Below are 12,626 nucleotides of genomic sequence, written 5' to 3' on the forward strand. Positions count from 1 at the left end.
AAAAAGCTGCACGGGTCAGGCTGTTGAGAAAGTCCAAGGGATTTTTTGGCACTTCATTTTTTATGTGGTGGATCTCGTCTTTCCGTAGAAAAAATCGATTTAAAACGCTATGCGTGCTTAGTTTTGGGCAGGAAAATGGACAATCTCCACCCCTTCGTAAAAAACAGGGGTTTTCCAACGACCTGACAACTGCACCATTTCCCTAGACACGTCTATCCGGTAGGCGAAATCCGCAAAACTACACGATTTCTCCAGACACTTCTATTCGGTAAGCGAAATCTGCAAACCTGCACGATTTCTACGCTTATTCGGTAAGCGAAATCCTCCGCAAATACAGCAATTCGATATGGACGACTTTACCAGAAAGGGAATCCTGCAAAACTGCAGGAATTTCACCGGTTTTGCTTCGACATGAAGCAAGAGGGCCAAAAATGATGTAGATTTGCAGCAATTCCTCGGGATGTGGACTCATTGAGCCGAAATTCCTGTAAAATAGCAGCAATTCCCTCCACATGTTCAAGCCTCGAGAGGCAACGATGCCTCCTGAAGGCCACGAGGCGATGATACCTCCTGGAGGCGATGATGCCCCCAGGATCCGACCCGGTCTCTTGGATCCCGTAAAATCAGGCCGTTGAGAAGTCTGTGGGAATTTTGTCCACTTCATTTTTTATGTGGTGGATCTCGTCTCTCACTAGAAAAAATCAATTGAAAACGCTTTGAAAGCCAAGTTTTGATTAGGAAAATGCACAATCTCCACCCCTTCGCAAAAAACAGGGGTTTTCCAACAGCCTGATCCTATCAGGATTTTTCTTTTCGGGGAGGGGAAGCGGGGAAAAGCTGTAATTGTGCAGGTCTTTTCGGCGCTGCATGCAAGTCCCCATAGCCGAATCTGGCAGGGCGAATGACACTCGCCCGGGACGGCGCCAGCCATCACTTCAGAAGCGGAATCGGACGCGGCTTAAGACTGGCTTTGGACGGGATGGCAACGGTGTCATTGACAAGCGCCGCCGGTTTATTTATACTATGTTATCGGATAAATAGGCACAAATAGGCATAAAGCGAAGACAAAACCCATAGTAGGCTGCAGCCCTTGATCCAGAGAGAAGATTCCGGCATCGATACCGCGAGCCGGGTGGAAGAATCTTCATCGAGAAGAACAGCTGAACGCTAGTTTTGGAGCGTGAATGAACTTCACCGGGTCGGACCCGTTATCAACGATAAGGCGATCGCCCGCTGGACGGCCGCCGGACTGCACTGCGGCATGACTGAACGATGAGCCGCCCGTCCGGAGACGGTCTCTTGCCGGGGGATAACCAGGGTGGTACCGCGATGGATTCAATCGTCCCTGATTTATCAGGGGCGATTTATTTGTATAAGGGGTAGTTACCCCGAACTCAAGAATAATTTTGTGACAAATGGAGGCGTCAGTACGCATGAAAGCCAGTGAGATTCGCGCAAAATGGTTGGAATTTTTCGAGGGTAAAGGCCATCATATCGAGCCGAGCGCTTCGCTCGTCCCGCATAACGATCCATCGTTGTTATGGATCAATGCCGGCATGGCGCCGTTGAAGCCCTATTTCGACGGGCGCGTGAAGCCGGATAACCCGCGGATTGCCAATTCGCAGAAATGCATCCGCACGAATGATATCGAGAATGTCGGCAAGACCCGCCGTCACCATACGTTTTTCGAGATGCTCGGCAACTTCTCCATCGGCGATTATTTCAAAGAAGAAGCGATTACCTGGGCATGGGAGTTCCTGACCGACAAGCGCTGGATCGGATTCGATCCGTCCCGGTTGTATGTCACGGTCTACAACGAGGATGAAGAGGCCTACAAGCTGTGGAATGAGAAAATCGGACTGCCAGCCGATCATATCATCAAGACCGGGGACGACAACTTCTGGGATATCGGGGAAGGGCCATGCGGTCCTTGCACGGAGATTTTCTATGATCGCGGCGAGAAGTACGGCACGCTGGAGAATGATCCGGAATGCTACCCAAGCGGCGAGAACGAGCGCTATCTGGAAGTATGGAATCTCGTATTCTCTCAATTCAATCACAACAAAGACGGCAGCTACACTCCGCTGCCGAACAAAAATATTGATACCGGCGCAGGGCTTGAGCGGTTCGCTTCCATCCTGCAGGATGTCGACTCGAACTTCGATACCGACTTGTTCCAGCCGATTATTCAGGCTAGCGCTCGCATTGCCGGCGTAACTTACAAGGAGAATGAGAAGAACGACGTCGCGCTGAAGGTGATTGCCGACCATGTGCGCACGGTGGTATTCGCTGTCGCCGACGGCGTACTGCCTTCCAATGAAGGCCGCGGCTACGTTATCCGCCGCTTGCTGCGACGTGCGGTCCGCTATGGCAAAGTGCTCGGCATCGACCGGCCTTTCCTCGTCGACCTCGTCCCGCATGTCGGCGACGTCATGGGCGGATACTATCCAGACATCGTCGAGAAGCGCGAATTCATCGAGAAGGTCATTCGCAATGAAGAGGAGCGCTTCCACGAGACGCTGGCCGATGGACTGGCCATTCTCGGGGAAATGGCGGAAGCCGCCCGCGCGGAAGGACGGACGCAGATTACCGGCGCAGAAGCGTTCAAGCTGTACGACACCTACGGCTTCCCGCTTGATCTGACGGAAGATTATGCCGCCGAGCATGGGCTGACGGTCGATCATGAGGGCTTCGATGAAGCGATGCAGGCGCAGCGCGAACGGGCCCGTGCCGCGAGACAGGACGGCGCAAGCATGAAGATTCAGGGCGGACCGCTGGCAGAATTGACGATTAAAAGCGAGTTCGTTGGTTATAATGAGTTGGTAACCCAATCCAACATTGTCGCGATGTTCGCCGGCAATGAAGCCGTCGAGGAAGTGAAGGCGGGAGACACAGGCCAGATCGTGCTCGAACGCACGCCTTTCTATGCGGAGAGCGGCGGACAGGTGAGCGATGGCGGCATGTTGACCGCACCGGGGACGGCAGCCGTCGTCGAAGAGGTGTTCAAGGCGCCTCATGGACAGCATGTGCTTGTCGTCCGGGTAACGGAAGGCTCGCTCCGCACAGGCATGACTGTGCAGGCGGCGGTCGCCCGCGCCGAACGGGAAGACATCGTGAAGAACCATACCGCGACCCATCTGCTCCACAAAGCCCTGAAGCAGGTGCTCGGCGAGCATGTCAATCAGGCCGGCTCCCTTGTGGAGGCGGAGCGGCTTCGCTTCGACTTCACGCATCTGGGCGCTATCCAACCGGACGAGCTGCAAGAGATCGAGCGCCGGGTCAACGAGCAGATCTGGAACGGCATCGGCGTCGTTATCGAGTCCAAGCCGATTGACGAAGCGAAGGCGCTGGGCGCGATGGCGCTGTTCGGCGAGAAGTACGGCGATATCGTGCGCGTTGTCCAAGTGGGCGATTACAGCATCGAGCTGTGCGGCGGATGTCATGTCCGGAACACGTCGGAGATCGGATTGTTCAAAGTGGTGAGCGAGAGCGGGATCGGCTCCGGCGTCCGTCGTCTGGAAGCCGTTACGGGCCGCCATGCTTATCAATATATGGAATCCCAATTGGATCTGCTGAAGCAGGCGGCCGGCCTGTTGAAGGCTAACGCAGCCGACGTGCCGAAGCGGGTCGAGGCGATGTTCGCCCGCGAGAAGGAACTGGCGCGCGAGAATGAATCGCTGAAGGCGAAGCTGAGCAGTCTCGAAGCGGGTCAACTGACCGACCGGGTCCGCTCCGTGGCGGGGATTCCGGTGCTGGCGGCGCAGGTCGATGCCGGCGGCATGGACGCGCTGCGCACGACGGCCGATGAGCTGAAGGCGAAGCTTCCAGGCTCTGTGATCGCGCTGGCATCTGCAGCCGATGGCAAGGTGAACCTGGTCGTCGCCGTCGCTCCGGAACTGGTGAAGCAAGGATTGCATGCCGGCAAGCTGATCAAGGAGCTGGCTTCCGTCTGCGGCGGCGGAGGAGGCGGCCGTCCGGACATGGCTCAGGCCGGAGGCAAAGATCCGGGCAAGATCGACGATGCGCTTCGCCTGCTGGATGAGCTGGTGGCTAAGCAGCTGGAAAGCGGCAAATAGGGCTGTTGATCCAGCCGCCTGGAAAATAGTAAAATAAGAACAAACCTGACGCTTCATCGTTTCGACAAAAATTTATTGAATAATACAGGCTATGAAGCGGAATATTTTCTCGTTTGTTCGGGTATGTGTTATGATAAGAGTAAAGCGAGGTGTCGGCGATGAATTCCATGGATAAGACGATGAAGTTCAATGTGAAGGCAGAGGAGCAGGAGGCATCCAGCCAGGATATATTGCTGTCTGTCTACGATGCCCTTGTCGAGAAGGAATACAATCCCATCAACCAAATCGTCGGTTATCTACTATCCGGGGATCCCGCTTATATCCCGCGGCATAACAATGCTCGAAGCCTGGTACGGAAGAAGGAGCGGGATGAATTGATCGAGGAGCTGGTGCGCTTCTATCTCAATCATCACCGTTAACAAGCGTACGGGCTCCCGAGTTCATCGGAAGCAGACATAGGAGACGATAATGAAGATTCTCGGCTTGGATTACGGGGACCGCAAGATCGGGGTCGCGGTCAGCGACGCGTTCGGCTGGACGGCGCAAGGCCTCGAAGTCATCGTTCGGCGGAAGCCGGAAGACGACCTGCGCCGGATTGGCGACATCATCAAGGAACACGGCGTCGAGGAAATTGTTATCGGATTGCCGAAGAACATGAACGGAACGATTGGACCGCGGGGCGAAATAAGTATGTCATATGCTGAAGTCTTGAAGCAGTCGTTCGGATTGCCCGTTCACCTGTGGGATGAGCGCTTGAGTACGGTATCGGCGGAGCGGGCTTTGCTCGAAGCGGATGTAAGCCGGAAGAAGCGCAGACAAGTCATTGATAAGATGGCGGCAACCATAATTTTGCAGACGTATCTTGACTATCAATCAAGAAGGTGAGGGGTTACCATGACACAGGACAATTATTTGCAAGAGGAACCGGAAATTATTTATATCCCGGACGATGAGGGCAATGAAGAAGAATTTGAGGTCATCATGAAATTCGAAGTGGATGGTTCTGATCGGAAATATATGATGGTAATTCCTGTTGATTCCGAAGACGAAGAGACCGATGAAGTATATGCGTTCCGCTATGAAGAAGACGGTGATGATCTGAAGCTGTACATCATCGAAGATGAAGAAGAATGGAATATCGTAGAAGAGACATTCAATACGCTGGTCAGCTCCGAGGAGGATGAAGCGTGAGCACCGATGAGGGCATCCGGTTCATTGAGCGGTTGAAGAGCGTCTATGGCGACGCGGTGGAGATGACGGACGAGCGCGGGAAGAGCCGAACCTGGTCTCTTGTCGCGGAGTTCGAATATCGCGGACGGGCGTACGCCGTGCTGCAACCGGGCGAAGGCAGGGACGCGGAGCCGGATCTGTTCCGCATCGTGCCGGAAGGCGACAACGGCTGGCAGCTTGAGACGATAGACGATGACGAAGAATGGGAAGACGTGATGGAGCGCTACGACGAGATCGCGTTCGCCGATCAATTCTAGCCGCGCCATCGCAGACAGTGATAATGAACTCGTGAAAAAGGGCGGAATCTCCGCTCTTTTTCCATGTAGGAGCGTGGAAGAATGAAGACTGGAACGAAGGTAATGACCGCTTTCCTCATTCTGATTATCGTGGCGGGAGCCGGCGTAATCGGTTATGTGTGGAACGGCATGCAGCCCCTGCCGACCGAGGATCGCGAGATTACCGTCACTATCGAGCCGGGCACGGGAACGTCAAGCATCGCTTCCCGCCTGGAAGCAGAGGGCGTCATTAAGAATGCACTTATTTTTAAAGGTTATTTGAAATATAAAAATGAAGGCTCCCGCTTTCAGGCAGGGACATATGCTTTCCAACCCGGTGTTACTTACGACGAGATTATTGCCCGTTTGAACCAGGGCGACGTCGTGCCGGACAAAATGATCCGCTTTACGATTCCGGAAGGCTATACGGTCGCGCAGATTGCAGACAAGCTGGCTGACGAAGGGGTTGTGAACAAGGAAAACTTCCTCAAGCTGACGAATGACATTTCGTGGTTATCAGGGCAATCTGACTTGGCTGCACATATTCCGACCGACGACAACATCAAGCATCCGCTGGAAGGGTATTTATTCCCAGAGACGTATGAGATGAGGGAAGAAAGCAGCGAGGAAGAGATCATCGTGCGCATGCTGGAGGAGATGCAGCAGCGGCTGATGGACATCTCCCCGAGCTGGGAAGATGAGCTGCAAAATAAAAATCTAACGCTCCATCAATGGCTGACCGCTGCGTCGCTGATCGAACGTGAGGTCGTCGTCGATGACGAGCGCCCGATTGTGGCGGGGGTCATCTTCAACCGCATGAAGCAGAGCATGAAGCTGCAGATTGACGCCACGGTCCAGTACGCGCTGGACAAGCCGAAGGAACGGCTGTATTATAAGGACTTGGATATTGAGAGCCCTTATAATACGTATCAGATTGACGGCTTGCCGCCGGGTCCGATCGCGAGTCCGAGCAGCGCGTCGCTTGAGGCGGTGCTGCATCCGGAGCCTTCCGACTATTTGTTCTATGTTACGAAAAAAGACGGCAGCTACACTCATTTGTTCGCCAAAACGTATGAAGACCATTTGAAAAATATCGAGAAAAGCAAACAGACAGCAGGGGAATAGAAAGTGGGGAAGGAACGATGACGTATCAACCCGAATTGCTCGTCACCGCCGGCAGCACGGAAGAGGTCGCGCGTCTGCTTGAAGCTGGCGCGAATGCGGTCTTGGTAGGGGAAGAGAAGTACGGAGTGCGTCTGCCGGGCAATATGACGCCCGATCGCATTGAAGCAAGCTTGCTGCATGCCCGCGCCCGCGAGGCGAAGCTGTATGTGGCGGTGAATAATATATTTCACAACGACAGGCTTCAAGAATTGGCCGACTATTTGCGCTGCCTGGAGGAGTTGAAGGTGGATGCGATTGTCTTCGGCGATCCTGCCGTGCTGATGACCGCGCGCTCAGCCGCGCCTTCGCTGAAGCTGCACTGGAACGCAGAGATGACGTCCACCAACTACAAGACGGCGAAATACTGGCAGAAGCGCGGTGCGAGCCGCATCGTCGCGGCGCGCGAGCTGAATATGGAACAGGTGCTGGAAATGAAGCAGCAGCTGCCGGACATGGATGTGGAGATTCAAGTGCATGGCATGACGAATATTTATCATTCCAAGCGGCATCTGGTGAATCATTACTTCGCACATATCGGGGAGCGTGACGAGATGGGCCGTGCCGATATGAGCCGGAAGCTGTTCCTTATTGAGCAGGAACGTCGTGAGGAGAAATACCCGATCTTCGAGGATGCGAATGGTACGCATATTATGAGCTCGGATGATATCTGCGTGCTCGAGGATCTGAAGCCGCTGCTGGATGCGCGGGTGGACAGCTTCAAGATCGAAGGGCTGCTGAAGCCTGTATCGTACAATGAGACGGTCGTGAAGGTCTATCGGGAAGCGATTGACAGCTATCTTCGCGATCCGGAGCAGTACCGTTTTCAGGAAGAGTGGATGGATCGCATCCGGGCCGTGCAAGATCCGGAGCGCGAGCTGTCGTTTGGGTTTTTCTATAAAGATCAGGTGTATTGAGAGGGGAGCGAACAGCGATGACAACCGAAGCGAAGCCTGCCAAATGGAAAGGCAAGCGGTATCGACTGGATAAGCCCGAATTGCTCGCTCCCGCCGGGAACCTGGAGAAACTGAAGTTCGCGATTCATTATGGCGCAGACGCCGTCTATATCGGCGGACAGAAGTACGGTCTGCGCTCGAATGCGGACAATTTCAGCTTCGAGGAAATGCGGGAAGGCGTAGAGTTCGCCCGGAAGTACGGAGCGAAAGTATTCGTGGCGACGAACATTTATGCTCATAATGAAGATCTGGAAGGCATTGAGGACTATTTGCGTCAACTGGAGCGGGTCGGCATCAGCGCCATCATTGCGGCGGATCCGATTATTATCGAGACGGCACAGCGCGTGACGCCAGGGCTCGAGGTGCATGTCAGCACCCAGCAATCGATCGCCAATTGGCAGACGGTCCAATTCTGGAAGGAGGAAGGCGCGCCGCGTGTCGTCCTGGCTCGGGAGACCAGCCTGGAAGAGATTGTAGAGATGAAGCAGCATGTCGACATCGAAATCGAGGCGTTCATCCACGGCGCAATGTGCTCCTCTTATTCGGGACGCTGCGTGCTGTCCAATCATTTCACGAACCGGGATTCGAACCGGGGCGGCTGCTGCCAATCCTGCCGATGGAAATATGATCTGTTCGAAGACGGGCGGCCGGATCCCGATCGGGTCGTCACTCCGGAGGAGGCTGCCGGCATTCCGGTGCTGGAACAATTCCGGCTTGGCGTGAATCAGCTCGCCCTTGCGGATGAGGAGGAGCATGCCTTCTCGATGAGCTCGAAGGATCTGTGCATGATTGAGCATCTGCCCGATCTGATCGATGCCGGCGTCGACAGCTTCAAAATTGAAGGCCGGATGAAGTCGATTCACTATGTGGCCACGGTCGTTAACGTGTATCGCCAAGTTATCGATGCCTATATGGCCGATCCGGACAATTATGAACTGAAGCAGGAATGGCTGGATGAGATTCGCAAGGCGGCGAACCGTCCCGTCAATACGGGCTTCTTCTATGACGAGCCGGATCATGAGGATCATATTTATGAACCGGAAGAGAAAGCGGCGCCGTATGACTTCGCCGGCCTGGTCATGGACTACGATCCGGCAACGGGCATGGCGACAATCCAGCAGCGGAACCACTTCAAGCCGGGAACGGAAGTCGAGTTCTTCGGCCCGAACGGCACCTTCTTCAAGCAGACGATCGATAAGCTGTGGGATACCGACGGCAACGAACTGGATGCCGCGCGACACCCGCTGCAGCTTGTACGAATGAAGGTCAACGAACCGGTTCGCTACTTCGATATGATGCGGAAAAAGACAGCAAAGGCTTAACCGAATCCCAGCCTGCCCCCATCCAGGGGCAGGTTTTTTTATTTATTACTTGTAAACCATCGGGCGTGCAGGTGGGCCGTTTATTTTGTTGCGGGAGAAATTGTGCAGCAGCTGAGATAGGGGCTGGAGGCGGTTCTGCTAATGCTTAATGCTGCGGCTAAAGAGTTCAAGTATGGCCTGAATGCTCCATATGAGCAGCATCCCTGTTAGGCAGGAAGGGCAATTATGCCTCGACTGTTCCTTATGTGCAATATCCCCTCTGCTCAGGAATATTTCAAGTAAGTCACGCTGCCTTATAAGCGCTATCCCCATTGCGCAGGAAAGTTTTCAAGTATGCTTTGAATGCTCCATATGAGCAGTATCCCCGTATCCCCATTGTGCAGGAAAATCTACAAGTATACTTTGAATGTTCCATATGAGCAGTATCCCCGTTAGGCAGGAAGGGCAATTATGCCACGAATGTTCCTTATGTACAATATCCCCTCTGCTCAGAAATATTTCAAGTAAGTCACGCTGCCTTATAAGCGCTATCCCCATTGCGCAGGAAAGTCTACAAGTATACTTTGAATGCTCCATATGAGCAGTATGCCGTTGGACAGGAAGTTACCTAATCCTAATTTAGTGAGTCAATCAAAACCCCTTGTCGGTTGGGAGATTGTCATAAGACATGTGTTGGAGCCTGAGTGGTTGGGAGACTCACCATAAGTCATGCGGGCGTACCTGAACGATTGGGATAATGAACGTAAGACGTCGAGGACACCTGAACGATTGGGATAATGAACGTAAGACGTCGAGGACACCTGAACGGTTGGGATAATGAACGTAAGACGTCGAGGACACCTGAACGGTTGGGATAATGAACGTAAGACGTCGAGGACACCTGAACGATTGGGATAATGAACGTAAGACGTGTGAGCCCACCTGAGCGGTTGGGAGAATGAATGTAAGACGTGTGAGCCCACCTGAACGATTGGGAGAATGAACGTAAGACGTGTGAGCCCACCTGAACGGTTGGGAGAATGAACGTAAGACGTGTGAGCCCACCTGAACGGTTGGGAGAATGAACGTAAGACGTCGAGGACGCCTGAGCGGTTGGGATAATGAACGTAAGACGTGCGAGTTCACCTGAACGGTTGGAAGACCATGCCATAAGACAGGGAAGGGCTCCTGACCCGTTGGGAGAGTCTTCATAAGGGATTGCAGGGGAGACTGACTTTGCAGATTAAAGTTAAGCTAGGCAGCAACCTGAGTGTTGGGGAGGGCAACCATAAGTGCGTGCAAGGGTGGGGTTTGCTGCATCGTTTTTTGATCGTTTGGTTCTATTTATTTTTATTTTTGTGCACATTTAGTCACAAAATCGTGGATGCGCTTCCAAATATGCGAAAGGGATTCCGCACGGAGCTGTCGAAGTAGTGCGTAAGACATAGTTATAGGGCGAATGACCTTGATATTGTTGATGGAGGAGAGGTGCTGTCGATGGGTACACGATTACGCGGATCCGAACCGCATCATGCTAGGGAACAACGCGCTTCTGTTACTAGACATTCTTTCCATCCGCTTCGTTCGGTCGGGATGAAGCTGTTTCTTGTCTTTTTCGCAAGCATTGCGCTTCTTGTTGGTTCGGTGGGACTGTTTTCGTTTTTTCAGGCACGGAATATCATTCAAAGCCAAATCGCCCAAGCACAGGAACAGACGTTGATTCAAGTGGGGGAGAAGCTGGATTTGTTTTTCACCAACTACGCCGAATTATCTACCCAGATTCTGTTCAACCAAGATATACAGGCCGCTTTTTTGGAAGCGGCGCTGCAGCGCGAGGGCAATGAATATGAGAAGCTGCAAAATCGGGTTCGGGTCGAGAACCACTTGAAATCCTATGTGATCGGCAATCCGACTCTGCACGGTATCTACTTGCTTCCCGTGAATGAGAAGGAGCCTTCCTTCACATCCGGGGCATCGGCGGAAGAGCTCAAGGAGCTGCGCCAGGCGAGCTGGTTCACACAGGCGCAGGAACAGCCAGGGGAGGTACTATGGCTGCCTACGAAGGCGACCGGAGTCTCCGGCGCCAGTCCGGATGCGGCGTTCGGGCTCGCCCGTTCCGTCAAAAATACATACACGGGAAAAACGCAATATGTTGTCTTGGTGGAAATCTATCTATCGGGGATACAGCAGCAGATCCACTGGAAGACAGAGGAGGGCGCCTTCGCCCAGATCGTAGATGGCGAAGGCAAGCTGGTCTTCACGGAGCAGACGGAAGCCGTTAGCCAACCGCCGCGCATCCGACTTGCTGCCGAGCCGGACACGGTTAGCGGGCGAGGACGGGCCTCGGATGTGAACGGCAGCGAGCTTCTTGGCGCTTATTACCGTTCCCCGGTGACCGATTGGACATTGAACGGCTTCACGCCGTCCAGCGTCTTGCTTCAGGATACGATCACGATCCGGAATATTTCGTGGGCGGCGATCGCCATCTCGCTTGGCGTAGCGCTGCTTATCGGCTGGTATGTCATCCGAAGCATCGGCTACCCGCTTGAACGGCTGAGCCACCTGATGGAGGAGGGAGCGAGGGGCCGGCTCGGCCTGCAGATGAAGCACCGCTCCCAGGATGATATCGGGCGGGTTGCGGCCAGCTTCAATGCGATGATGGGCCGGATCGGCGAATTGGTCGGACGGACGGAGGAATCCGCCCAGGCCGTGCTGGCGACGGCAGGGAAGCTGACGGAGGCATCCCGCGCGACCTCTCAGTCCGCCGAGGAGATTGCGCTGGCTACGGAAGAGATTGCGCACGGTTCGACGATGCTGGCTGTCGAAGCGGAGCGGGGCAATGAGTGGACCGGCCGCACGTCGGCGCAAATGCTGCATGTCATCGATCTGAACGTGGAAATGTACAGTGCGGCCACGGAAGTGGAGGCGGCCGGACAGCGCGGCTCCGCTTTTATGGAAGAGCTTGGGCGCAAAACCGGACTGACCGAGAGACGCATTCACGCCCTTGTCGGCAAGGTTGATGCACTGAAGAGGGGGTCAGGGGCGATTCGCAATATTCTTGACCTGCTGACGCAGATTGCGAAGCAGACGAATATTTTATCGTTGAACGCCGCGATCGAGGCGGCACGCGCAGGTTCAGCGGGACGCGGATTCCTTGTCGTCGCGGATGAGATCCGCAGTCTGGCGGATGAGTCGGCGCGCGCGATTGAGCATGTCAGGGACAGAACGGAAGCGATCGAACGGGAAATGTCGGAGACGATCGAGATGCTAAGCGGGATCCGGCCGGTGTTCGAGGAGCAGCTCGCTGCCGTGCATGGAGCCGATTCGCTCTTCCAGGAAGTTCAGCAGAATATGGGCCTGTTCATGGCGAAGCTGGATCAGGCGACGGAAGCGGTCAACGAGCTGGATGAGACGCAGCGCATGCTGACGGAAGCGATGACGAATGTCGGGGCGGTGGCCGAAGAGTCGGCAGCGACAACGGAAGAAGTCGCTTCCTTGAGCGGGGAGCAAAAGTCGGTCTCCGAACAGCTAGTGTCGTTGTCGCAAGAGCTGGAATCCGTCTCGAAGGATCTGATGGAGCGGCTTGCTCAATTTCAACTCAAATAAAGAAATGCCGGCATTACACTG

At 54.3% G+C, this 12,626-nt stretch carries 10 protein-coding genes; 9 read left to right on the forward strand and 1 reads right to left on the reverse strand.

Features of this window, described 5'->3' with window-relative positions; genetic code table 11:
* Nucleotides 1-304: 304 nt before the first annotated feature.
* Nucleotides 305-472 carry a hypothetical protein gene (locus NNL35_RS10990; RefSeq protein WP_254553360.1) on the reverse strand — a complete coding sequence of 56 codons (168 nt, stop codon included), beginning with the start codon at nt 470-472 and terminating at the stop codon, nt 305-307.
* 961 nt (nt 473-1,433) lie between these two features.
* Between NNL35_RS10990 and alaS the strand changes: the two genes are divergently transcribed.
* The 9 genes from alaS (at nt 1,434) to NNL35_RS11035 (ending at nt 12,605) form a co-directional block, all read left to right on the forward strand.
* Complete coding sequence (gene alaS, locus NNL35_RS10995; protein WP_254553361.1) at nt 1,434-4,076, forward strand: alanine--tRNA ligase; 2,643 nt, start codon at nt 1,434-1,436, stop codon at nt 4,074-4,076.
* Nucleotides 4,077-4,234: 158 nt separating this feature from the next.
* On the forward strand, nt 4,235-4,495 hold the full coding sequence (locus NNL35_RS11000; protein ID WP_006287029.1) for an IreB family regulatory phosphoprotein: 261 nt from the start codon (nt 4,235-4,237) through the stop codon (nt 4,493-4,495).
* A gap of 49 nt (nt 4,496-4,544) precedes the next feature.
* Nucleotides 4,545-4,961, forward strand: coding sequence for a Holliday junction resolvase RuvX (gene ruvX, locus NNL35_RS11005; RefSeq protein WP_006676955.1), 417 nt, complete (start codon nt 4,545-4,547; stop codon nt 4,959-4,961).
* Between the two features lie 9 nt (nt 4,962-4,970).
* A complete protein-coding gene (locus NNL35_RS11010; RefSeq protein ID WP_006676956.1) occupies nt 4,971-5,267 on the forward strand; it encodes a DUF1292 domain-containing protein in 297 nt (98 codons plus the stop codon).
* Nucleotides 5,264-5,563, forward strand: a complete 300-nt coding sequence (locus tag NNL35_RS11015; RefSeq protein ID WP_006676957.1) for a DUF1292 domain-containing protein — start codon at nt 5,264-5,266, stop codon at nt 5,561-5,563. The genes NNL35_RS11010 and NNL35_RS11015 overlap by 4 nt, the downstream gene beginning before the upstream one ends.
* Before the next feature lie 81 nt (nt 5,564-5,644).
* Entirely contained in the window at nt 5,645-6,706 is a 1,062-nt protein-coding gene (gene mltG / locus NNL35_RS11020) for an endolytic transglycosylase MltG (RefSeq protein ID WP_006676958.1), read from the forward strand.
* Nucleotides 6,707-6,723: 17 nt separating this feature from the next.
* Nucleotides 6,724-7,659, forward strand: a complete 936-nt coding sequence (locus NNL35_RS11025; protein WP_006676959.1) for a peptidase U32 family protein — start codon at nt 6,724-6,726, stop codon at nt 7,657-7,659.
* Nucleotides 7,660-7,676: 17 nt separating this feature from the next.
* Entirely contained in the window at nt 7,677-9,020 is a 1,344-nt protein-coding gene (locus tag NNL35_RS11030; protein ID WP_006676960.1) for a peptidase U32 family protein, read from the forward strand.
* 1,476 nt (nt 9,021-10,496) lie between these two features.
* Nucleotides 10,497-12,605 (forward strand): methyl-accepting chemotaxis protein, encoded by a 2,109-nt coding sequence (locus NNL35_RS11035; protein WP_254553362.1) that lies wholly within the window; start codon nt 10,497-10,499, stop codon nt 12,603-12,605.
* Nucleotides 12,606-12,626: the final 21 nt, after the last annotated feature.

The organism is Paenibacillus dendritiformis (assembly GCF_945605565.1).
Taxonomy (GTDB): Bacteria; Bacillota; Bacilli; order Paenibacillales; family Paenibacillaceae; genus Paenibacillus_B; species Paenibacillus_B dendritiformis_A.